The organism is Vibrio sp. Vb1755 (assembly GCF_033338635.1).
Taxonomy (GTDB): domain Bacteria; phylum Pseudomonadota; class Gammaproteobacteria; order Enterobacterales; family Vibrionaceae; genus Vibrio; species Vibrio alginolyticus.
The window spans coordinates 62250-85321 of record NZ_JAWOTA010000003.1 but is presented as its reverse complement, the minus strand read 5'-3'; the positions used below and the strand labels follow the sequence as shown (position 1 = coordinate 85321).

Sequence of the window (23072 nt, the reverse complement as noted above, 5' to 3'; positions counted from 1 at the left end):
ACAGTGCGTCATTTGATACCATGACACAAAAAACCAGTGAGCCGATCGTGAACTTACTCAACCCCAAAGCCCTACGTCATTTTTTACTGCTACTGTGTGCCGTTGGCATTTCAGGGCTTGCGCTTACTCATCATTACGCAACTCAATACCAACATGATCAATGGCAACAAAAGCTAGAGAGACAAGCCGCGCAAGTGTCACAAGAAGTGGACTACGAACTGGCAAAGTTTGAACAGATACCAAACCTATTAAGTCACGACCCAAGACTACTCAAAGCAGTAGAGCGCGGAACGCCCTCTCAAGAGCTCAACCTACTGTTATCAGATTGGTTGAAGCAAAGTTTGGCCGATACGATTTACGTTCATGACCGCACCGGGTTAGTCATTGCCTCAAGTAACTTTCAGCAAGAAGATACGTTTGTCGGCTCTAGCTTTAGCTATCGCCCCTATTTTAAAAATGCGCGACGCGGTGAGCCCGCTCAATACGTTGGATTAGGCGTACGCTCGAATAAACGTGGGTACTTCTTCTCATCTCCGCTGTGGGTAAATGAGGAAGTCGTTGGCGTGATCACAGTAAAAGTGAATTTGGAGCAATTAGAACAGCGCCTTTCGCAAACCACGACTGACGTACTCATTACAGATAAACACAATGTCGTGTTTATGAGCAATTTACCAGACTGGCGCTATCGTGCACTTTTCCCACTGTCATCGAGTGCAATAAATGAACTTACCGAAACGCGTCAATATGGCGATACCTTACCCGAATATTTTGGTGAGTTAACGGCACACAGTGGTGTCACGGAGTTTGATGACAATCAATTGCTTCTATCACCGAATTACCTCGCATACGCAACACACTTATTGGATAAAGGGTTTCGCGTCGTTGCCTTAATTAACCACAACAGCGTTCTTGCCGCCGTTTTACAGGCCGATATCGTCTTCCTGATCTTATATGCGCTCATTGCTCTAATTGCGTTAGCGTGGTTCCAAACCCTAGTTAACAAAGCGCGCCTTGCTCATCTCAATGTGAGCCTAGAAGAAAAAGTAGTGCAACGGACACTAGTTCTGAGTGAAGCCAACCAAAAGCTACAACAGACCATCCGCCAATATGAACAAAGCCAACAAGAGCTTAAACAAACACAACAAGAGCTGACGCAAGCCGCGAAATTGGCACTGTTGGGCGAGCTATCAGCCAGTATTAATCATGAGATAAATCAGCCACTTTCCGCACTAAGAACCTATACCGAAAACTCGCAGCGTTTGTTGGCAATGGAAAAATACCCAATGGTCGCTGACAATTTGGGCAAAATGCTGACACTCAATGACACCATTTCGGAAGTCATTGCCCGCTTAAAAGTCTTTACTCGGAAAGCCACGCACGATTCACACAATGAAATCTCAGTACTGCACGACGCGGTACATACTGCCACCAGCATTTTGAGCAACAAGCTTATTAAGCAAGGAGTAACACTAAAAGTTCCGGCCATCGACTATGATGTGAAGCTGGCCATTCACAGCGTTGAATTAGAACAAGTGCTGATAAACCTCTTCCACAACGCCGCACAAGCGATGGAAAACCACTGTATCGATCCGCAAATATCCATTGCTGTTCAGTGTCATGATGACAGTTGCGACATTCTTGTTTCCGATAACGGACCAGGGATGTCAGACGAAGCCCTAGCAAAAGTGTTCGACCCATTTTTTACGACTAAGCCGGAGGGTCTTGGATTAGGTTTAACAATCTCCAAGCGGATTATAGAGAGCTATCACGGCTCCCTCTGTGCCTATAAACATCAGAACACAGAACAACAAGCAGGAGGGATGACCTTTATCGTGACGCTACCAATAGTCAATCAGAATAAACGTACCCCAGAAGTGGAAAACGACCATGAATAACCCAGTTTTCTTTGTTGATGACGAACCACACATTCGTGATGCCGTGTCTCAAGCCCTGCTGATTGAAGGGATAGACGTCACCTGCTTACCAAACGCAGTAGAAGCCTTACGCGTAATCGACTCAAATACACCTGCGATTATCATTACCGATATCCATATGCCCGTGATGGATGGCTTGGAGTTTATGCGAACTTTGCGAAGCAAAAACGATCACTTTCAATTCATCGTACTTACTGGACATGGAGATGTGAAAACCGCGGTAGATGCGATGAAAAGCGGCGCGTACGACTTTCTAGAAAAACCGTTTTCAACGGAACAGCTCATGAAATCGCTCAACAATGCCAGCGATAAACTGAACTTGTTGCAAGAAAACATCTGGCTTAAGAAAGAGCTCGACATGCAAACTCATGTTGGTCCGAAAATGATTGGTCACAGTAAGGCCATGGTTAGTATTCGTCGCGCCTTGATCAGTGCGCCTACAAGCCAGCCGCTCATTTTTGTAGGTCAAGATGGTACGGGTCGGCGACTCGCTGCACAATTTGCCCACGACATACATGCAACACCAGATAGTGAGCTAATCGCCGCTTCTGGTGAAGACCTCTATGAGCTTTCATTAGAAGCGCTCGACAAAGCCATACACCGCTTAAGTGAAGGAAAACGCCACTGCAGTTTGTACTTACATAGCGCAGAGCATGTATCATTTGAACAATGGGAATACTTGTTCAAGCACCCGAAACTTGAACGTGTTTTTGGCGCGACCACCCAAGCCGAGCCACCTCTAAAATCCCTGGCGACTCTAATTCACTTACCGACGCTCGATGAAAGAAAGGAAGATATAGGGCCTTTATACAAGCACTTTGTGCGCCACACAGCGAGCCGATATCAGTTACAGCCGCCACATATCAGCCTAGAAGAGGTCAAACACCTCACCAGTCTCGAATGGCCAGAAAACGTTAAGCAGCTACGCCAATTTGCTGAACTTCGTGCCCTCAAGCCAGATACTTTTAGAATGGAAGATTGGAACAGTGAGAAAAGTCTTGAAATTCAGAGTATGACTCAGCGCACAGAATACTTTGAATATTGCTTGTTATTCGATGCATTGCAAAGACATCGCGGCAGACTCAAAGAGGTTCAACTAGAATTACAGGTATCACGCAAAACCTTGTACGACAAACTAAAAAAACATCAGTTGGATAAAGCCAAGTTCAAGGCGTAATAGCTATACTCCGGCGCTAATTATGCTTTTGTTTGATTTAGAAAGTGTAAGAAAGCTCATTTGAAGAGAGAATAACCCTCTTCTCATATTTTATTAGCCGAGCATGCTGACATGATCGGTTAATAATAATAAGATCAAAAAGATAATCCGTAATTATATAAGCAGGGACTGTGATGAGCCGAGATAACTACAACAAACTCAACGATGAAGAGTTGGATTTTGTTGATGACAAAACTGCAGCATTGCTCCTCAATACCCCCAACAGCGCGCGTTTTATGCTCTGGGTTATGGTGCTATTTTTCATTGCAGCAATAGGTTGGGCATCTTGGGCTGAAATCGACAAAGTCACGGTTGGTCAAGGCAAAGTGATTCCCTCCTCACAGATACAAGTAGTCCAAAACTTAGAAGGTGGCTTAGTCAAAGAAATCTTGGTCAAAGAAGGTCAGTTGGTTGAAAAAGGCCAACAGTTACTGCTTATCGATGACACCCGCTTTCGCTCAGATTTTCGTGAACGTGAGCAACAAGTTGCCAACCTTACCGCATCTGTGCTGCAACTATCCGCTTCTATTAACAGTGTTGCCGTTAATCGTGATTTTGAAACGGAAAACTGGCGTCAAAGTGTACTACTTGATTACGGTAAACTGACCTTCCCACCAACCTTGGAAGAGACTCGACCTCAACTCACACAGCGTCAAAAAGCAGAATATCGCGAAGATCTAGATAATTTACGCAACCAACTTTCTGTTATTGACCAACAAGTGCAGCAAAAGCAGCAGGACTTGGTAGAGATCCAAGCACGAGTAAGGAACTTGCGTCAAAGCTACCAATACGCGAAAAAAGAACTCGATATCACCAAACCTTTGGCAGACGAGGGCGTTGTTCCTCGTATTGAACTGCTCAAATTACAGCGCCAAGTCAACGATACCCGTCGTGAAATGACGTCCAGTGAGCTCAAGATTCCCGTATTGCAATCAGCGATTCGAGAATCCATGCTCAACCGTATTGATGTTGCACTCAAATTCCGCTCTGAACAGCAAGAGAAACTCAACAGCGCCCAAGACCAGTTATCTGCTTTGGTTGAATCAGCGGTGGGCTTGGAAGATAGAGTAAACCGAACGGTTGTGAATTCGCCAGTAACAGGCAAAATCAAAACACTGAACATCAATACTGTCGGTGGTGTTATCCAACCTGGTATGGATATCGTCGAGATCGTACCAACAGAAGACACACTATTGGTAGAGGCGAAAATTGCGCCAAAAGACATCGCATTTTTACGCCCAGATCTTCATGCTATCGTGAAATTTACAGCTTACGACTTCACAAAGTACGGCGGTTTAGAGGGAGAGTTGGAACATATCAGCGCGGATACCACTCAAGATGAAGAAGGCAACAGCTTCTACATTGTTCGTGTACGCACCGAAAAAACAAACTTTGGTCAAGATGCAGATTTACCAATCATTCCAGGAATGACAGCATCGGTCGATATCATCACAGGGAAGCGAACCGTTTTGGAATATCTACTTAAACCGATTTTAAGTGCCAAAACGAACGCCTTGAAGGAGTAAACCACATTAAGATACTCGCGATAGGGAGTATTGAGCGATAAGTGATTAAATAAAAAGCACTTATTTCTCACTGACGAACTCTCTAGAAGAGTATACTTGTGATACGAGTCGAATATGCGATCCAATTTGCAGCGTAAAGTTACATTATTAATCAGCTTAAGTTGTTTGTCGTTCCAACTTGGTGCGCTGAACAGTAAAGAACAACGATGGGTCAATACGGTCACAGCGGTGTACGGCGAACGTGCGGGATTGCGCGTAAATACATGGCGAAAGAACCTCGACTTATTTAAACAATTAGAGACTCATGAACAGCTCGCTGGCGTTAACGACTTTTTTAATCAGCTGTATTTCGTTGACGACATAAAACTGTGGGGAAAGACAGATTATTGGGCTACGCCACTCGAATTTTTAGGGAGTAACGCAGGAGACTGTGAAGATTTCACTATTGCTAAGTACTTCTCTTTACTCGAGCTAGGAATACCAGATTCAAAGATGCGGTTAATATACGTAAAAGCCATCGAACTGAATCAGTTTCACATGGTATTAGCTTACTACCCTACCCCAAGTTCTGAGCCGCTCATTCTCGATAATATCAATCCTGACATTGTCCGAGCCTCTAAGCGTAGCGACTTGCTACCGATATACAGTTTTAATGGTACAAACCTGTGGTTGATGAAGTCATCTGCTAGCACTGGAGAGCTGGCAGGGAAAGCATCACGGTTGAGCCTTTGGAATGACTTACGCTCGCGCGAACGTAAGTTGCAGTTAAATAAACCTAAAATTAACTATGACGAGTGAGAAACATGACCCTATATAAGAAGCTTGTGGTGGGGATGGTTACGGTCTTTATACTCTTGTTGGCATCAGTATTCGTAATCCAATTCAACACGACTCGAGACAGCTTGGAGCAACAGCAACGTTCAGAGGTCAACAACACTATTAACACCGTAGGTTTGGCATTGGCTCCTTACCTAAAGGACAAAGATAAAGTCGCGGTTGAGTCCGTGATTAATGCTCTGTTTGACGGCAGCACCTACTCAGTTGTTCGCCTTACAGCATTAGATTCTGACTACCAGATCGTGCGTACCTACCCAGTTAAACCAAGTACGGTGCCACAATGGTTTATCGACATGAATCTATTTAAAGCGATTCACGATAAGCGTGTTGTGACCAGTGGTTGGATGCAGCTCGCCGAAGTAGAAATCATTAGCCACCCAGGCGCAGCTTACGAGCAGCTCTGGCAAGGTTTTATTGGCTTGCTGTCTGTATTCAGTGTCATTTTTCTAGCTGGTTTAGTGGCAATTTCATACATCCTACGTCGCTCGCTAAAACCATTAACGGCCATCGTAAATAAAATGCATGAAATCGCGAATAACCAATTTGGTGAACCGCTTGCTCGTCCAAGAACCAAAGATCTTATCGCGGTGGTAGATGGCATTAACATGATGTCTGCTCAAATTGAGCTATCATTCAAAGAGCAAGCCAAAGAGGCGCAACGTCTGCGTGCTCAGGCTTACCTCGACCCTATATCTAAATTGGGTAACCGCTCATTCTACATCAACCAAATTGACCAATGGCTTGCAGAGCAAACGCAAGGGGGTATCGCGCTACTCCATGCTGAATACATTGGGGACATTTACGAGACCAAAGATTACCAACGCGCAGATGCCCACGTTAAAGAACTGTCTCAACGTTTGAAAAACACCATTGATGTACCGGGTGCCACTATTGCTCGCTTGTCTAGTGATGAGTTCGGTTTGCTTTTCCCTCATATGGATGAGAGCGAGTTACGCATTTTATCGGACAGCATCGTCAATTGTGTGAACGGCCTAAATACTGACCCAACAGGCTTAGCAAAACCTAAAGCGTCACTAGGGGTTGCACACAGCAAAGATCAGAAAACGCGCTCTGAAATCCTCTCGATGGTGGACAACGCACTATCGAAAGCCAAAGCGCAACCAGACAAGCCATACGGCTTCATTGGCAGTGATACACCTTCTAGTTTGATGGGTAAACAGCAATGGAAAGCGTTGGTTGAAGAAGCCATTCATAGTGATTGGGTTAAATTCCGTTTCCAAGCTGCGAAAAACACATGGGGTAAAGTATTCCACAACGAAGTATTTTCAAGCATCGAAAAAGATGGTGAAACGTATCGTGCGAATCAATACCTATTCGCACTAGAACAGTTAGACGCCACCAACATCTTTGACCAGTATGTCATTGAATCAATGATTAAGATGCTAGAAAATGGTGAACTTAATGACCCAGTCGCGATTAACATCGCGCAAAGCAGCTTGTCTCAACCATCGTTTATTCGCTGGACAACTAGCATGCTAGAGAAACACGCCAAAGTGGCCTCTAAGCTACATTTTGAAATTCCAGAGGAATGCTTTATCGATCAGCCTCACCACACAGCACTGTTATGTAATGCCATTCGCCAATCAGGTGCTGAGTTCGGCGTAGATAACTACGGACGTAACTTCCAATCTTTGGAATACATCCAAGAGTTCCGCCCGAACTATGTGAAGCTCGATTACCTATTCACACACAACTTGCACGACGAAAAACAGAAATTCACGCTAACGTCGATCTCTCGTACTGCCCACAACCTTGGTATTACGACTATCGCATCGCGTATCGAAACTCAAATCCAGTTGGATTTCCTCACTGAACATTTTGTTGAGGTATTCCAAGGATTCATCGTCGACAAGGAATAAAAAGGTTTATCAACGATGAAAGACCCTTTACTGAATTCGCTCATCTACGTTAGCCGTTACTATGGGTTAGCTAACTCGCCAGAAGCGCTAGTCAACGGACTACCGCTATCTGACGGTAAACTGACCCCATTTTTGCTACCAAGAGCAGCGGAAAGGGCCGGATTGGTTGCCAAGGAAAACCGCGCAGAGCTGGAGAGCATCTCCAGCCTAATTCTGCCGGCAATCTTAGTTCTTAAAGGCGGTGACTCTTGCGTTCTCAACAGCATCAATATGGAGAAACGCGAGGCCGAAGTCACCACCCTAGAAAGTGGAATGGTGCCGATCTCTATTCCATTAGAAGACCTACTTGAGCAATACACTGGTCGGTACTTTTTAGTTAAAAAGCAATTCCGTTTCGATGAGCGCTCTCCCGAAGTGCTCAAAACCAACGAAGGCCACTGGTTCTGGTCAACCTTGTGGCAGTCAAAACGCATCTACCGTGATGTTTTAATCGCATCACTTCTCATCAACCTCTTTGCGGTTGCCGCTCCGCTATTCACTCGCTTGGTGTACGACAAAGTGGTTCCGAATCTTGCGTTTGAAACCCTATGGGTACTAGCAAGTGGCATCTTTGTCGTGTTCCTGTTTGACTTCATTCTCAAGTCGCTGAGAAATTACTTCATTGATGTGGCGGGCAAGAAGTCTGACATTCTGATTTCATCCAAACTGTTCAGCAAAGTGATGGGGATTAGAATGGAATCGAAGCCGCCTTCGGTCGGTGCCTTCGCTCGCCATTTACAAGAATTCGAATCTATTCGAGAGTTTTTTACTTCAGCGACCGTCAGTGCTCTCATTGATTTGCCTTTTGCCATTTTGTTCTTAGTGATTATATGGTTAATGGCTGGCGATCTTGTGTATGTACCGATGGTGGGCGTGGTCATTTTGATTATTCACTCGCTACTTATACAAGGGCCGCTGCGTCGCTCCATTGAGGAGGGTTCACGCCTAGCATCGCAAAAATATGCCAATTTGATAGAGAGCTTGGCTGGGTTAGAAACCGTAAAAATGCTCAGTGCGCAAAGCCAATTCCAATACCGCTGGGAAGAGGCAGTTGCGCACATGGCGAACTGGAATATAAAAAGCCGCCGAATTACGGATAGCATTCAAAACGCAGCAGGTTTTGTGCAGCAAAGTAGTAACGTAGGGATGATCATCCTAGGCGTTTACTTAATTGCAGAAGGCGACTTAACCATGGGCGGTTTGATTGCCGCAACCATGCTTAGCGGCCGCGCGATTGGTCCTTTGGTTCAGTTATCCTTACTCTCTACGCGCTACAACCAAGCGAAGTCTTCTATGACAATTATCAATCAAGTCATGGAAATGCCGGATGAACAAGAAGAAGGTAAACGTTACATTCACCGCCCAATAGTACAAGGCAAAATTGAACTTGAACGCGTGACCTTCCACTACCCAGATTCACCGGTGGCGTCGATTCGAGATTTGAGCTTGACCATTAACCCAGGCGAAAAAGTAGCGATCATAGGCCGTATCGGTTCGGGTAAAACCACGTTAGAACGTCTCATCATGGGCTTGTATCAGCCGACGGAAGGTCATGTTCGCATTGATGATACCGACATCGCACAGCTGCATCATGTCGACATTCGCCGTAATATTGGTTGTGTGCCGCAAGATTCGAATCTGTTCTTTGGTTCTATCCGCGACAACATTACGCTAGGTCGCCCATTAACCGATGACCGTGACGTACTAGACGCAGCAAATCGTGCCGGTGTTACTGCGTTTACGCAATCTGACCCAGCGGGCTTAGAACGCCAAGTTGGTGAAGGTGGAGCAATGCTTTCGGGTGGTCAACGTCAAGCAGTCACGATCGCTCGTGCATTTTTGGGTCGTCCTCCTGTTCTACTAATGGATGAACCAACCAGTGCGATGGATAATCGCTCAGAGATGCACATTAAACATCAATTAGCACAGTTGAAACCTAGTGAAACGCTGATTCTGATTACGCATAAAACGTCTATGCTCGACATCGTTGATCGCGTAATTGTGATGGAAAAAGGCAGCATCATTGCAGATGGCCCTAAAGCGCAAGTGCTGAACGATTTGAAACAAGGCAAAGTGCGTGCGGTTAGCTAGCCTGAATTCACATTGATAAAAGACAAGGGCCCCGTTTAACTTGTGTTTAACGGGGCTTATTTTATTGGGAGCCCGAGATAATTAAGTTCTTCAAGCGCGACCCAAACGAGTACAAGGCCAACAATCACGAATAAAATCATAATCGCCTTTTCATCTTCTTCCATTTTTCAACGCCCTAAAAGCTATTTCAATTAATACACCTTAGGTTATCAGGACAAAAGTCATATTCAGCTCGTTTATAAGGAACTAGCGTCATAGAATGTCGGATATGGGATACAGCTCAAAGATTGCTCTTTTCAAAATCACGTCAGCTTTGGTTGAATATAAGTAATAAAGCCAAAGAGTTCGCAATGCTCACTAAGTCTTTGATTAACCAATATAGTACTCTGTAGTACCTCAACACAGAGACAAATGGTGTAAAGAAAAATTGTGATTACTTACAGCAAAAAATCAGCTATAAAAGCCGCTTTCTAGATATCGTCGAGATGAAGAAATGAATGATTGGATCCAATTAGAGCAAGTGAGCCAGTATTTCACTACGGGCTCCCTCGGTTACAAACTATTGATGGGCATTTTTGTCCTGATCGCGTATCGCATCCTGAAGAGGATTGTAAATAGAGCCATCCTAAATTTGGCAACAACGAAAGGTGTAAAAAAGGCTCGTTTGAGTTTTATTCAGCGCTGTTTCAATGTCGCGCTGCTATTTTTGACCGCCTCTATTTTTGCCATTATCACAGGTATTGGCTATGGCGATGTGTCTTTGTTCCTATCGTCCATTTTTGCCGTATTAGGTGTGGCGTTTATTGCGCAGTGGTCAATTCTGAGCAACATCACTGCCAGCTTTTTGATCTTTTTTGTCTTCCCGTACCGAGTGGGTGACCGAATTAAAGTCGTAGACAAAGATGAAGACATCTGCGGTGAGATTCAAGAAATCAGCATGTTTCACGTGTTAATTAAGCACGACAACGGTAACTTGATCACTTACCCAAACAACCAGATTTTGCAAAAAGCAGTGCTAAAGCTGGCGAAAAACAAGCCAGAGCCAAGTAAAGTAAAATCTCGGATTTATACTCGCAGAAAGAAATAACCCACTAAAAAGCCGATGTATCTACATCGGCTTTTTAGTATCACTTGGTGGTCACAAATAACCCAAAGTTAATGGCGAAAAACAGTGAAGAGACAAAACGTATAAGCTGAAGGTCACCACTGTATTCTTTCATGATAAAAACATGACACATCGCCGAAACCAAAAGCGCTACTTTAACCAAAGGAAGCTTCTTATTTACGAACCTTAAATAAATACAAAAATAGAGATGGTGCAAGCAAAGAAAAAATCGTCACTAGTTCCATCTTCCTTAAAATACAAGGACATGGTTTTAGTTAAGCTTATATTTTTAGCTTCATTATGAGCCACCCACTAATATTTAGCGAGATAAGGGCATAAAAGAGGTAAAAAACAAGACTGACCGAAACAAAAAGTAGTGCATGCACTTTTTCTTCTAAGCTCTCTGGATGAACATTCATATCCACATCAAACACACCCGCTATAAAGTGTGCAAATACCGTGGAAGAGGCTGTAGAAAGGCCTCCTACCATAATGATAATAATCCCTCGCCTTAAGAAACGATGAAATGTACTTTTCCCGCCTTGGATCAGGTCTGAGTTTACATATTTTAATCTATTTTTCCGCCTATTAATCATCACTAGCATCGGTACCTTTATCATTGTTTCCAAGAGAGTTTTCTACATCTTTAAGATCTTCCTTTAACGCTTTTATACACGACATTCATCGTCGTTGCATTCACTGTAGTTATGCCGTCGACTTACCCTATAAGAAAGCTCTTTAGATACCAATTCGTACTTTATCTATCTCAAATCTCTTCTTGACCTCAACTTATCTTGAGGTTTTAGCCTTAGTCGCACGATTAAAAATCAACAATGAAAAAAGGAACCATTGTGTCCAAAATTGCGATTATTTATTTCTCTAAAACCGACGTTACTGGTCAGCTTGCTCGCGCGATTGCCGCAGGTGTTGAACAACAAGGCATTAAGCAGCAAGATGAATGTGAAATCCTCTCTCACCGAATTGAAGGCAGTGAGATTATTGAGGGACGTTTTGTGAACCCTAAACTAATGGATGAACTTGCTGAGTGTGATGCAATTATCTTTGGCTCACCGACCTATATGGGCGGTGTAGCAGCGCAGTTTAAAGCATTTGCAGATGCAAGCAGTGAATCTTGGTATTACCAAAAATGGGCGAGCAAAATCGCGGCTGGCTTTACCAGTGGTGGGGCAATGAATGGCGACCAATCTTGCACATTACAATATCTACAAACGCTCGCTAACCAACACGGCATGATGTGGATCGGGTTGGATAAGATCAGCAATTCTGGGGAGCAAAACCTGAATCGTTATGGTGTACAAGGTGGTATTGTTGCACAAGGTGATGAAGGTGGTCAGTTGCATGCTTCTGATGTTGCAACAGCGGAGTATCTTGGCAAACGAGTCGCTATGCTCGTGAACAAGCTCTCCACTCGCTAACAATAAAAAGAAGCCCCGTAAGATACATCTTCGGGGCTTCATATTTATCGCTTGTTTTGAGCGCTACTTCTTGATGTAGAGGTCTTTCGAGTAGATACGACCTTCTACGTTGTTCTTGGCAAAACCGCCAACCGTAGGACGAACCAAACGCGCTTGCATGTAGTAGTAAATCGGTGCGATTGGCATATCCGCCGCCAACAATTGCTCGGCTTGATCATAGAAACCTTGGCGCGCTTTCTCATCGGTTGCGGCCAATGCACTGTTCATCGCGTTGTCGTACGCTTCATTGCTGTAACGTGCAAAGTTACCCGAAGAACCTGAGCGAAGTAAGCTCAGGAAAGTAGACGCTTCATTGTAATCACCACACCAGGAAGCGCGCATCACATCGAAATTGCCTTGTTTACGCGCCACTAAGTATGACTTCCACTCTTGGTTTTCTAACTCCACGTGTGCACCGAGATTTTTTTGTAGCATCGACGCTATCGCAACCGCGATCGATTTGTTTGCCTCACTGGTGTTGTACAGCAATTTAAAATCGAGCGGCTTGTCTTGGCTGTAACCCGCTTCTTTTAACAACTGACGCGCTTTCTCGTCACGTTGTTGCTGACTCCACTTACTGTATTCAGGCGGCGTCGCATCAAACCCTGCGGTGTACTGATGCGCAAAAGTATAAGCAGGAAGGTTGCCCACTTGCGTGACACCATTCGTAATCACATCGCGCATGATGGAGTACGACACCGCTTGACGCACTCGCACATCATCAAATGGCGGACGAGTGGTATTGAACGCGTAGTAATACGTACACAATAATGGCACCACCGTGTAAGCCTGCTTGTAATCTTGTTTAAGCTTCTGCGCCATATGAGTCGGCACATCTGACGTGATATCCAGCTCTCCTGCCGCATAGCGATTGATCGACGCGTTTTGGTTTTCAAACGGAATGTAAGTCACTCTGTTTAGATGCGTATCTGCGCTGTCCCAGTAACTTGGACTCTTAACCAGTTCAATGCGTTCATTCACGACCCACTTATCCAATGTGAATGCACCGTTGCTAACAAATTGGTCTGGTTCGCTCCACGGCTTGTCGCGGTTTTCCACTGTCGCTTGATGCACTGGCATCATGGACGTGTGCCCAGTCATAGCAACAAAGTACGGCACTTGACTGTCCAACTCAAAACGTAGGGTGTATTTATCCACTGCCTTGATACCGAGATCGTCCAAAGGCTTTTTGCCCTCTGCTACATCGGCGATGTTTTTGATCTTGGTGAGTTTGAGATACCAAACATTTGGAGAAGCGGTCTTCGGATCTACCGCTCGGCGCAGTGAATAGACAAAATCATCCGCTGTCACAGGCTCGCCATTCGACCATTTCGCGTCTTTGCGAAAGTGAAAAGTAAAAGTTTGGTTGTCCTTGGTTTCCCATGATTCTGCCACACCGGGAATGATGTTTCCGTCACGATCTTGAATCACAAGCCCTTCAAATAAGTCACGAATCACATGCATTTCTGGCAGACCTTCGGCTTTCGCTGGGTCAAGCGTCGCCGCCTCTGCGTCATTCGCACGTACTAAATGCTGTTCTGCGGCAAGTTGAATGCCTTTAGGTAAGGTCTCCGCAGCAACTGATGTAGCAAGAAAAGGGGTGAATAAAGAGGAAATCAGCAACGCCGTTGAATGTTTTTTAAAATCCATATCGTTTTTCGTTCTCCTAACGAGTCTTGTGAAGCAAATTCCACAATTAACATTTCAACCGTTGACGAGTTTAAACGGTTCAGTTTAGCTAGGTGTAATTAGCTTAGATATTGATACTACTTCATCAATCAGGAGATTACGGTGAGTCTAATTCCAAGAACGGAAAGAGCGGCATTTTTAATTCGGCCAACATCATACGGTCAATCCGTGCTTGGTGCGCCATTACTGTATTTTCCGGCTCAAGTCGAAAGTGCTTCGCGAGGTTTGATTTTGGCAGGCACTCACGGGGACGAGACGGCCTCGATTGCAGGTTTGTCCTGCGCGCTAAGAAGCTTGCCTGCTGAAAACTTACGACATGATGTGATTCTGTCAATGAATCCTGACGGCAACCAACTAGGCACACGCGCAAATGCAAACCAAGTGGATCTCAATCGCGCGTTTCCAACCCAAAATTGGACTGAGCATGGCACAGTGTATCGATGGAGCTCTCACACACCCGTTCGAGACGTACAGGTGAAAACTGGCACTAAAAACCAACTAGAGCCTGAAGTTAGCGCATTAATTAACTTGATTGAACTGCGCAAGCCAAAGTTTGTGGTGTCGTTTCATGAACCGCTTGCTTTTGTGGATGATCCCAAACATTCCGACCTTGCCAAATGGCTCGGCGAGCAGTTCCAACTGCCAATCGTTGACGATATCGACTACGAAACACCCGGCTCATTCGGCACTTGGTGTAGTGAACGTGATTTACCTTGCATCACGTTGGAGTTACCAGCGATTTCTGCCGATCTCACCATTGAAAAACATCTCTCTGCTTTTATTGCTTTGCTGAGGCACGATCCGGATCTCTAGTCCGCTGTTAAACAAGCGATCATGTGAGGATCTGTTTGATGTCGGTACTGATATCGCTGATCAACTGACGGGCACTGTCGTCTCTTTGCTGAACCAAGATGATAAACAGCAAATCGGTGATCACGTTTTGCGCGGTACGCGAAGCAATGGATGAGCTGCGATGTTCCGTTTCATTGGCAATCGTATCAAACGTAATATCGGCAATACCGCGCAAGCGACTTCTTCCAGGCGCAGATAACGCAATCACCTTCGCGCCCTGCTCTTTTGCCGCTTCTGCCGCGACGAGAATTTCTTTGCGCTCACCCGAAAACGAGATTGCGATCTGAACATCTTCTGGAGAGAGCGTGCGGGCAACAGCAATCTGCACGTGGCTGTCTTGTTCAGAAAGCGCCGTAATACCAAGTTTAAGCAGTTTAAAGCTTAAATCCTTCGCGGTCAGTGCAGAGCCCCCAATCCCGACCACTTGCACTCGACGCGCTTCACTCAACCATTTCACCGCTTGGTGACACGCTTCGTAAGACAGCGTATTGGTAGTTTGAAACATAGCGTCGGTTTTCGCTTTCACCAGTTTCTGTGAAATTACCGCAATGGGGTCGTCAGCCAAAATATCACTGTGCAGCGGTGTCGACTGCATCGCATGCTTACGGCCAATCTCTTCATTCAGAGCTAACTTAAACTCGCTGTAACCTTTAAAGCCGATACGCTGAGTAAATTTCACAATGCTCGATTGACTCACTTTTACTTGCGCCGCAAGTTCTTGGCTGGTGAGCAGCGCCGCCTTTTCTGCGTTTTCAACAATCCAATCGCCAACCAAACGACCGCTTTGCGAAAGCTGAGTACGCCTCGCTACTATCCTATTGATAACTGACACAACAAAAACCTCAAAAATTTTAAATAAATTATTCCAAAACAGAAATAATAGGCGTTTGATTTAACCCCCTGATTATTCTAACCAAGACAGTTAATCCCGGATGTAATAGACGTATATTTTCTCTCATTATTCCAAATTTCTCCTGCATAAAGAATAACCTCAAGTGTGATTTTTATCACCAAACCTGAATATTTTATTCCATAAAATCGCCCTCAGATTGAACATTACAAAGAGTGCAAAACATGAAAATTGATTTAAGCAGATTGGTGACAGAAAGCCGTAACCCAGCCAGTGCCGAGATCGATACGCTTTCGACAATCGAGATGCTGCAAGTCATTAATGAAGAGGATCAAAAAGTCCCGCTCGCGGTAAAAGCGGTGCTACCACAAATTGCAGAGACAGTTGACGCAATTACTCAAGCTTTTGCAAATGGTGGCCGTTTAATTTACATGGGAGCTGGTACGTCAGGTCGCTTAGGCATTCTTGATGCAAGCGAGTGTCCTCCTACCTACGGCACGCATCCAGATATGGTGATTGGCTTAATTGCTGGTGGACATCAAGCGATTTTAAAAGCGGTAGAAAACGCAGAAGACAACGCGAAAATGGGTCAAGACGACTTAAAAGCACTTCACCTCACCAAGCATGACGTGGTTGTAGGCATTGCAGCGAGTGGCCGTACACCTTATGTACTAGGTGGTTTGGACTACGCTAAATCCATCGGAGCCACGACCGCATCTATCGCCTGTAATCCAGAATGTGCCATGGCAGAAGCGGCCGACATCGCGATTCTGCCGATAGTTGGCGCAGAGGTTGTCACTGGATCTTCTCGCATGAAAGCCGGCACCGCACAAAAACTGGTGCTAAACATGCTCACGACAGGCGCAATGATTCGTAGCGGTAAGGTATTTGGCAACTTAATGGTGGATGTAGAAGCCACTAACGCCAAGCTCATCCAACGCCAAACCAACATTGTTGTGGAAGCAACCGGCGCATCAAAAGAAGAAGCAGAGCGAGCATTAAAGGCCTGCGGTCGCCACTGCAAAACCGCCATCTTAATGATTTTGGCCGATTTGGATGCCGAACAAGCCAAATCACGCCTCGCCGCGCACAACGGCTTTATTCGCGCAGCACTAAATAATAACTAAATAATCCGAGTTCTGAAGGATAGACCCTATGGCAAAAATAACTTCAAACACAGTATCGCAGTTGCTGTCCGCAGTGGGTGGCAGTAACAACGTAAGCAAATGTGGTAACTGTATGACGCGTTTGCGTTTATCGCTCGCCAACAATGGCTTGGCTGATCAATCAGTTATCAAGCAAATTCCCGGCGTAATGGGTGTGGTGGAAAGCGATGAGCAGTTTCAGATCATTCTCGGTCCCGGAAAAGCTCAACAAGCGGCTGAGATGATGAATCAATTGATCGACAGCTTAACCTCTGGTGACAGTGAAGAAGCAGATATGCCGCAACAAGATCTTTCTGCCGTCGCAGCCGAGCAGAAAAAACAGATGAAGAGTAAGCAAACCAGTGCGGTTCAGCGTTTTTTAAGCAAGTTTGCCACCATCTTTACGCCGTTGATCCCAGGCTTTATTGCCGCTGGTTTGTTGCTAGGTTTTGCGACGTTATTGGAGCAGATGTTTGTTCTTGACCAGACACCAAGCCAGTTTATGTTGGATTTGATCGCCTACATGAAAGTCTTTGGTAAGGGTCTGTTTGCTTTCTTAAGTATTCTGATTGGTTACAACGCGCAGCAAGCGTTTGGCGGCTCTGGTGTTAATGGTGCCATTCTCGCCTCTTTGTTTGTGCTGGGTTACAACCCAGAGGCTACATCCGGCATTTACTCTGGCATGAACGAGTTTTTCGGCTTTGCGATTGATCCGCGCGGCAACATTATCGGCGTACTTTTAGCAGCGATCATCGGTGCACAAGTCGAGCGTAAGGTTCGTCAATACATGCCAGATGATCTGGACATGATCTTAACGTCCGTTATCACTCTGTTGATCATGGGTGCGGTAACCTTCTTGATCATCATGCCGATCGGCGGCGAGCTGTTTAAAGGGATGTCTTGGTTGTTCCTCAACTTGAACGATAACCCATTAGGCGCTGCAATCTTGGCAGGTTTGTTCTTAATTTCTGTGGTATTTGGCATCCACCAGGGTTTTGTTCCAGTGTACTTCGCATTGATGGAAGCACAGGGCTTTAACTCGCTATTCCCTATCCTGGCGATGGCAGGTGGCGGTCAGGTTGGCGCGTCAATGGCGCTGTATTTCAAAGCCAAAAAAGACGCTCTACTGCGCACCCAAGTTAAAGGCGCTATTATTCCGGGTCTTCTAGGCATTGGCGAACCATTGATTTACGGCGTGACATTACCACGCGTAAAACCATTCGTTACCGCTTGTATTGGTGGTGCTGCGGGCGGCTTCTTTATCGGTTTAGTTTCTTACCTTGGCTTACCAGTTGGTCTTAATACGGTGTTTGGCCCGTCCGGTATCGTGGCGATTCCTCTCATGACATCTGAAAATGGCATCTTCCCGGGCATGATGGTGTTTGTTGCCGGACTGCTTATCTCTTACATCGTCGGCTTCCTCGCGACTTACTTCTTTGGCTGCAAAGACGTCGATTTAAGCTAAATCATTCTTCCCCTATAGGAATGGACTAGCTCGCGCCCTTGGCAAACAAGGGCGCACCCTCTCTCTACTTCACGACAATTTTTCTTATTCCGTTACTCGGAAGAGGCTTTGTCGTACCTAAAACAATAGAAATGAAAGGTCGTTAATCATGAAAAAGCACATTTTGGCTCTACTTCTCCCTACATTGATGGCATCAAACGCAATGGCAGCGCAGCTGTATCAAGCGGAAGATGGGTCAGTTTTAAATATTTACTCTCGTCTTGGTTTCAATGTCACCAGTAAAAATGACGAGCACGGCGATGCAAATGGCGAGTTTGATGGCCGTATTGGTTTAAACGGTTCACAAACCATCAACGAGTACGCGTCGATCATCGGCCAAGCGCAATACCAAGTGGGTGCAGCTGAATACGCAAACCAAGTAAACGACAAACCATCTCTGACTGCACGTTATGTATGGGCGGGTATTGATGCGAAAGATTATGGTCGTATTACTGGTGGTCGCGTGGCATCTGGATTGATTATGTTTACCGACATTGGTGATGTGTTCGCCTCTTCCGATGTTTCTATGGCGCGCCAAGCGAATAAAGTCGACAAAACCGCGACGCAAGTTTTCCGTCAAGATGGCACGCTGCAATATCAAAACAGCCTAGGTAATTTCGACTTTTCTGTCGCGTACATTTTAGGAAACAACACTTCTGAGCTCGACTACGGTTACAACGCTGCACTGCGTTATACGCTAGACATGGGGAATTTGGGTACCTTGGCGCCAGTGGTGGCGATGCAGAAAAATAAAGGTGATGCACGTGAAAGCAACGACACCGATTACACATTCTGGGGCGCAGGTACGCGTTACTACCTAGGTGATTTGATGTTGGGTGCGTTGTACTCGGAAGATGAACTAGAGGGCTATTACTCACAAACCAGCACCGACAAAGTGATGGAATTGACGGCGGTTTACAGTGTAAATGACAAATGGGCACTGCGTGCTGGTTATCGTTCTTTAGAAAACAGTGATGGTGACGAGCTAGAGCTGAAAGATACAACGCTAGAAGTGCAATACAAACTGACGCCTCGTTCTTCTATCTACACAAACTACGTTGATCGTAACGGCTCGCGTGGCTACAGCAATGGACAAGAAGTCTCGTTTGGCGGTGCGCACGCAGACGAAAGCTACTACCACTTAGGTCTGCGTTACGAGCTGTAAGCACGATACTTAATGTAAGTTAGCTGAATCCATGAGCTTCTTCTGTGTCCGGTCAGTAGTTATTGCCTTTAATGCTGATTTGAAGAAGCTCACCCTCGTAATATGTTTTCTTCGTTACCTGTTTTGACCAACACGCCTGCATCAGGAAAACTGGTGACAGTGTTTTCGCATTCCTTTGCTTCCTCAATTGTTGCTAAGTTTGTTGTCGCTATTCGCCGACAGAATATATGTTCCTAAAGTGTTCGATGAACGCTCGCGTTCTTCTTGGTAAGTGCTCACGTTTTGGGTAAAGCAGATAAAGCGGCAAAATCGCATCCGTTTGCCATTCTGGCAGCAAACTCACGAGTTTTTCTTTTTGTGCAGGGTCGAGTTTAGCCAGTGCAAATTCATCTAACATGGCTACACCACAGCCAGCCAAAGTAGCATCCAACATGGACTGGACAAGATTAAAACTCAGCATACTTTCTAACTCAATGCTGCACTGCTGTTGAGTTTGCTTATGCGTAAACGTCCACTTGTCTAACACCAAGTCACGACTTTTATAAAGGATGTGCTCTAAGTCACCAAGATCCTCTGGCGTACTTACATTTGGTTTATCAGCTAAATACGAGCGATGAGCGATCGGTTTACAGTGTAAAGTGCGTAGCTGATGGCCGACGTATCCCTCTGGGGGAGTATCGGTAAAGTAGAATGCGATATCAAACCCAGCCTCAATCAAGTCGAGAGGTGTCTCTGTGAAGATCACTTCGACGCTCACTTGTGGATGTTGCAATCGAAACTCGATCAATGTTTGGCTGAGTAACGCAGCTCCGAAAGAAGCGGACGCCGCTATTCTCAATTTTCCCGATACGATCTCGTTTGCCATGACTTGCTCATTGATCTGCTCAGCGCCTTCAAGCAGTTGCTTTACCTGCTGATAAAACCGCAAACCATCGTAGGTCAAATTAAACTGGCGCGTAGTTCGCTGAATAAGCTGCATCGACAATATGTCTTCAAGCTGTTTAAGTTGCCGACTTACATGCGCATTCGAACAATTCAGTCGCTTTGCTGCACCAGCAATACTCCGTTCCTCACACAAAGCGACGTAAAGTGGTACGTAGCTGAGCCATTTTATTTCCATACAGTAATTCTGAATCTCTAAAATCAAACTACTGGAAATAATAGAAAGCCTCTAAACTCTGTACAACCTAAATTTGAAAGGATGAGTTATGAGTGTTTTCGACACGTGGTTAAAAGGTCAAGTCGTTAAAGATCACATCACTAATCCCAATATCATCGTTGGCGATTACAGCTATTACTCGGGCTTCTATCATCAAAAAAGCTTCGAAGAGCAAGCGGTACGCTACTTGTTGGGTGACCCCGTCACACTTCAAGAATGGCAAAGTAGAGAACCCGATAGCATCGACAAATTAATCATTGGCAAGTTTTGTTCCATCGCTTCTGGAGCCACCTTCATGATGGCAGGAAACCAAGGTCATCGCATTGACTGGATTTCGACCTTCCCCTTCTCTCCTGAAGAATTTGGAGAAGGCGTACAAGACGGTTTCGAGCGTGCCGGAGATACAGTGGTGGGGAATGATGTTTGGATTGGCAGTGAGGCGATGATCATGCCCGGAGTAAACATCGGCGATGGAGCCGTCATCGGAGCACGCGCCGTAGTGACGAAAGACGTGCAACCTTATTCTGTGGTGGTTGGAAACAACCAAGTCGTACGTCAACGATTTAGCGATAAAGAGATTGAAACTCTACTCAATATCCAATGGTGGAACTGGCCAATAGAACACATTAAACAAGCAATGAAAGTAATGTGTAGCAGCCAAGTCGGTGCGCTTGCGGACTACTATCAAGAGCACATTGTCGATTTGTAGATAAAAAAAGCCCACACATCTTGTTGCGACGTGTGGGCTCAGTGAGTAAGAAAGCTTAAACCGCAGCGACGTCCTCTTCTTCCAAGTTCGCCGAAACTTTAATTTCGTATTGATTGAAACGGAACGAACAACCGCCATGAGTGCGCTTTGTCGTTACCTGCTCGTCGCCAAACAGCACCGTCACGCGAGTGAAGACACGCTCTTTGGCTTCGACAATATTTTCTTCTAACGCGACTTCAAAGTCGTGTTCCGTTTGTTCTAGCTTTTGCTTTATCGCTTCAAGCTGCTCGTTGTTTTGTGTTTTCATCACGTCAATCTGAGCTTGTTCTTCGTCGGTACGTTCGGCTTTAGGACGTTTCTTAAATTCGAGCTCTTTACGAATCACATCCATCGTTCCTTCTTGAGCGTATTTGTATTGATCTTTGAGCTCTGCTAATCGCTCCTTAAATGCAGAATAGCGTGCGAACGCTTCTACCTTAGTGGCGGTGTCGCCTTCTACGCCCAATTGTAAGCACACCACTTTGCCACCGACTTTTACATCTCCGCCGCTAAGCGTGCCGTTCCTACCGTTCGCATCTAGCACCGTCAGATTGCGCCCACAAACAATATCGTTATTCATGCTGTGCACCGCCAACTCAATATCTTCGCCGGCTTGCAAATCACAATATTGGGCGTAGCTGGCACGAATCGAACCTTTGGCTTTGACGTGACAACTCTTTGGCTGGCCATCACTCACGGTGTGGCCAATGATCCCTTTACCAACTTGAATGTCGTCTTGCGCTTGTACGTCAGCCGATTCAATGAAGCCGCCTACAGTAATAGAACCCGTCGCTTTAACAATCATGCCGGATTCAATGTTGCCACCGATAATCACATTCCCTTTGAATTTCACGTGACCTGTATTCACGCCAACGCTATTGAGACAGAGTGCGTTATCAACTTCAATGGTTTTGTCTTTAATTAGAGGCGTACCGGATACCGATGCAATCAATAGGTTTGGGTCGTGCTTGCTTATCTCAGTGCCTTTGCCCGGCTTCATTGGGCTGTCTTTTCCGGCTTGCGGAGGAATCACTCGCCCTTGAACAGTAAAGCCAGGCGTGCCTTTGGTCGCAGGCGTGCGGCGCATCACCTCATCGCCTACGTCAACCGCGATAGTTTCACCGAGGTTACGTAAATCAATTTTGTCGCTAGCAGATTGGCCGTCTTTGGGTTTGAGGATGCGTTTGGTGATGTCTTTAACAAGAGGAGTAAAAAGAGCGTCTTTGCCTTTGATAGGTTGCTTACCAACCGCTACAGGTTGAGAAAAAGTTTCGCCGGGTTTGAGCTGAGTGCTGACAACCAACACTTTCTTCAAAGCCAGTTTGTTGATGCCTTTCGAAACTCGCGCTTGAGCAAGGGCTTGAACAATCTCGGGGCCACGTAAACCTCGGCCTCCGTACGCGCCGACAACGTTCATACTGGCGAGCATGTCATTATTCGATAATTCAACCTCAACTTGCGCGTTGCGTTTTTCCGCAATGACGATGCCTTCGTAGGCCTCGGCTTTACGTTCTTTGGCGCAGTTAATGAATCTCACGACTTCCCCCTCAACAACAAACATCTTTTCAGCGTTCATTGCGACGAGCTGCTCGTTTAATTCATTTTGATTTAGCTCACCACCGAGGTCCACTTCTCCCGGAAGACGGGCTATCACCTTGGTCTTATCTTCAGATAACTCAAGACACAGCTTCCACATACCCTTACCACTTTGCTTCCCATCAACACTTTCAGTCTACCCAAATCCGTTTTCTGAACAAACCTCGCATTTCTTATTATAGGGCTCACGTCACTAAAGAAAGTAATCCATCAATAACGGTTAAACAGATATTAAGAGAGCATTTCGATTTAACCTAAAGC

Annotated in this window: 18 protein-coding genes; 13 read left to right on the top strand and 5 right to left on the bottom strand. The window is 45.5% G+C overall.

Annotated elements, in window-relative coordinates; genetic code table 11:
* The first annotated feature begins 20 nt into the window (after nucleotides 1–20).
* From R7E00_RS04950 to R7E00_RS04920, 7 genes are all read left to right on the top strand, one after another.
* Entirely contained in the window at nucleotides 21–1895 is a 1875-nt protein-coding gene (locus tag R7E00_RS04950) for a sensor histidine kinase (protein WP_017634535.1), read from the top strand.
* Nucleotides 1888–3111, top strand: a complete 1224-nt coding sequence (locus R7E00_RS04945; RefSeq protein ID WP_005383565.1) for a sigma-54-dependent transcriptional regulator — start codon at nucleotides 1888–1890, stop codon at nucleotides 3109–3111. The genes R7E00_RS04950 and R7E00_RS04945 overlap by 8 nt, the downstream gene beginning before the upstream one ends.
* 173 nt (nucleotides 3112–3284) lie before the next feature.
* Nucleotides 3285–4676 carry an HlyD family type I secretion periplasmic adaptor subunit gene (locus tag R7E00_RS04940; protein WP_005374562.1) on the top strand — a complete coding sequence of 464 codons (1392 nt, stop codon included), beginning with the start codon at nucleotides 3285–3287 and terminating at the stop codon, nucleotides 4674–4676.
* Between the two features lie 114 nt (nucleotides 4677–4790).
* Nucleotides 4791–5474 (top strand): transglutaminase-like cysteine peptidase, encoded by a 684-nt coding sequence (locus tag R7E00_RS04935; protein ID WP_005374561.1) that lies wholly within the window; start codon nucleotides 4791–4793, stop codon nucleotides 5472–5474.
* Between the two features lie 5 nt (nucleotides 5475–5479).
* Nucleotides 5480–7393, top strand: a complete 1914-nt coding sequence (locus tag R7E00_RS04930) for an EAL domain-containing protein (protein ID WP_005374560.1) — start codon at nucleotides 5480–5482, stop codon at nucleotides 7391–7393.
* 15 nt (nucleotides 7394–7408) lie between these two features.
* Nucleotides 7409–9523, top strand: a complete 2115-nt coding sequence (locus R7E00_RS04925) for a type I secretion system permease/ATPase (RefSeq protein WP_005374556.1) — start codon at nucleotides 7409–7411, stop codon at nucleotides 9521–9523.
* Between the two features lie 493 nt (nucleotides 9524–10016).
* On the top strand, nucleotides 10017–10610 hold the full coding sequence (locus R7E00_RS04920; protein WP_042522270.1) for a mechanosensitive ion channel family protein: 594 nt from the start codon (nucleotides 10017–10019) through the stop codon (nucleotides 10608–10610).
* Nucleotides 10611–10909: 299 nt separating this feature from the next.
* Here R7E00_RS04920 and R7E00_RS04915 read toward each other — a convergent pair whose 3' ends face one another.
* Nucleotides 10910–11233, bottom strand: a complete 324-nt coding sequence (locus R7E00_RS04915) for a hypothetical protein (protein ID WP_021707580.1) — start codon at nucleotides 11231–11233, stop codon at nucleotides 10910–10912.
* Nucleotides 11234–11479: 246 nt separating this feature from the next.
* Here R7E00_RS04915 and R7E00_RS04910 point away from each other — a divergent pair, with 246 nt between their 5' ends.
* Nucleotides 11480–12064: a flavodoxin family protein gene (locus R7E00_RS04910; protein WP_054576529.1), complete on the top strand. Its 585-nt coding sequence runs from the start codon at nucleotides 11480–11482 to the stop codon at nucleotides 12062–12064.
* Nucleotides 12065–12127: 63 nt separating this feature from the next.
* On the opposite strand, the gene R7E00_RS04905 is transcribed toward R7E00_RS04910, so the two are convergent.
* The gene (locus R7E00_RS04905; protein ID WP_054576528.1) at nucleotides 12128–13753 is read right to left on the bottom strand and encodes an ABC transporter substrate-binding protein; all 1626 of its coding nucleotides are present in this window, start codon (nucleotides 13751–13753) and stop codon (nucleotides 12128–12130) included.
* Nucleotides 13754–13894: 141 nt separating this feature from the next.
* On the opposite strand from R7E00_RS04905, the gene mpaA reads away from it, so the two are divergent.
* Nucleotides 13895–14605 (top strand): murein tripeptide amidase MpaA, encoded by a 711-nt coding sequence (mpaA, locus tag R7E00_RS04900; protein WP_033907251.1) that lies wholly within the window; start codon nucleotides 13895–13897, stop codon nucleotides 14603–14605.
* Nucleotides 14606–14624: 19 nt separating this feature from the next.
* On the opposite strand, the gene R7E00_RS04895 is transcribed toward mpaA, so the two are convergent.
* Nucleotides 14625–15476, bottom strand: coding sequence for an SIS domain-containing protein (locus R7E00_RS04895; RefSeq protein ID WP_005383578.1), 852 nt, complete (start codon nucleotides 15474–15476; stop codon nucleotides 14625–14627).
* Nucleotides 15477–15718: 242 nt separating this feature from the next.
* On the opposite strand from R7E00_RS04895, the gene murQ reads away from it, so the two are divergent.
* From murQ to R7E00_RS04880, 3 genes are all read left to right on the top strand, one after another.
* Nucleotides 15719–16621, top strand: a complete 903-nt coding sequence (gene murQ, locus R7E00_RS04890; protein WP_053303963.1) for an N-acetylmuramic acid 6-phosphate etherase — start codon at nucleotides 15719–15721, stop codon at nucleotides 16619–16621.
* A gap of 28 nt (nucleotides 16622–16649) precedes the next feature.
* Nucleotides 16650–18104 (top strand): PTS N-acetylmuramic acid transporter subunit IIBC, encoded by a 1455-nt coding sequence (gene murP, locus R7E00_RS04885; protein ID WP_062730872.1) that lies wholly within the window; start codon nucleotides 16650–16652, stop codon nucleotides 18102–18104.
* A gap of 148 nt (nucleotides 18105–18252) precedes the next feature.
* Nucleotides 18253–19308 (top strand): porin, encoded by a 1056-nt coding sequence (locus R7E00_RS04880; protein ID WP_213907524.1) that lies wholly within the window; start codon nucleotides 18253–18255, stop codon nucleotides 19306–19308.
* A gap of 208 nt (nucleotides 19309–19516) precedes the next feature.
* Here the strand turns inward: R7E00_RS04880 and R7E00_RS04875 are convergent, their stop codons facing one another.
* Nucleotides 19517–20428 (bottom strand): LysR family transcriptional regulator, encoded by a 912-nt coding sequence (locus R7E00_RS04875; protein WP_213907523.1) that lies wholly within the window; start codon nucleotides 20426–20428, stop codon nucleotides 19517–19519.
* A gap of 88 nt (nucleotides 20429–20516) precedes the next feature.
* On the opposite strand from R7E00_RS04875, the gene catC reads away from it, so the two are divergent.
* On the top strand, nucleotides 20517–21176 hold the full coding sequence (catC, locus tag R7E00_RS04870) for a type C chloramphenicol O-acetyltransferase (protein ID WP_065275564.1): 660 nt from the start codon (nucleotides 20517–20519) through the stop codon (nucleotides 21174–21176).
* A gap of 55 nt (nucleotides 21177–21231) precedes the next feature.
* On the opposite strand, the gene R7E00_RS04865 is transcribed toward catC, so the two are convergent.
* Nucleotides 21232–22911, bottom strand: a complete 1680-nt coding sequence (locus R7E00_RS04865) for a DUF342 domain-containing protein (RefSeq protein WP_065275565.1) — start codon at nucleotides 22909–22911, stop codon at nucleotides 21232–21234.
* Nucleotides 22912–23072: the final 161 nt, after the last annotated feature.

Bases quoted from the DNA above. Each gene is read 5' to 3' on its own strand.
- R7E00_RS04950 (WP_017634535.1), top strand. From the start codon at position 21: ATGACACAAAAAACCAGTGAGCCGATCGTGAACTTACTCAACCCCAAA.
- R7E00_RS04945 (WP_005383565.1), top strand. From the start codon at position 1,888: ATGAATAACCCAGTTTTCTTTGTTGATGACGAACCACACATTCGTGAT.
- R7E00_RS04940 (WP_005374562.1), top strand. From the start codon at position 3,285: ATGAGCCGAGATAACTACAACAAACTCAACGATGAAGAGTTGGATTTT.
- R7E00_RS04935 (WP_005374561.1), top strand. From the start codon at position 4,791: ATGCGATCCAATTTGCAGCGTAAAGTTACATTATTAATCAGCTTAAGT.
- R7E00_RS04930 (WP_005374560.1), top strand. From the start codon at position 5,480: ATGACCCTATATAAGAAGCTTGTGGTGGGGATGGTTACGGTCTTTATA.
- R7E00_RS04925 (WP_005374556.1), top strand. From the start codon at position 7,409: ATGAAAGACCCTTTACTGAATTCGCTCATCTACGTTAGCCGTTACTAT.
- R7E00_RS04920 (WP_042522270.1), top strand. From the start codon at position 10,017: ATGAATGATTGGATCCAATTAGAGCAAGTGAGCCAGTATTTCACTACG.
- R7E00_RS04915 (WP_021707580.1), bottom strand. From the start codon at position 11,233: ATGCTAGTGATGATTAATAGGCGGAAAAATAGATTAAAATATGTAAAC.
- R7E00_RS04905 (WP_054576528.1), bottom strand. From the start codon at position 13,753: ATGGATTTTAAAAAACATTCAACGGCGTTGCTGATTTCCTCTTTATTC.
- murQ (WP_053303963.1), top strand. From the start codon at position 15,719: ATGAAAATTGATTTAAGCAGATTGGTGACAGAAAGCCGTAACCCAGCC.
- murP (WP_062730872.1), top strand. From the start codon at position 16,650: ATGGCAAAAATAACTTCAAACACAGTATCGCAGTTGCTGTCCGCAGTG.
- R7E00_RS04880 (WP_213907524.1), top strand. From the start codon at position 18,253: ATGAAAAAGCACATTTTGGCTCTACTTCTCCCTACATTGATGGCATCA.
- R7E00_RS04875 (WP_213907523.1), bottom strand. From the start codon at position 20,428: ATGGAAATAAAATGGCTCAGCTACGTACCACTTTACGTCGCTTTGTGT.
- catC (WP_065275564.1), top strand. From the start codon at position 20,517: ATGAGTGTTTTCGACACGTGGTTAAAAGGTCAAGTCGTTAAAGATCAC.
- R7E00_RS04865 (WP_065275565.1), bottom strand. From the start codon at position 22,911: ATGTGGAAGCTGTGTCTTGAGTTATCTGAAGATAAGACCAAGGTGATA.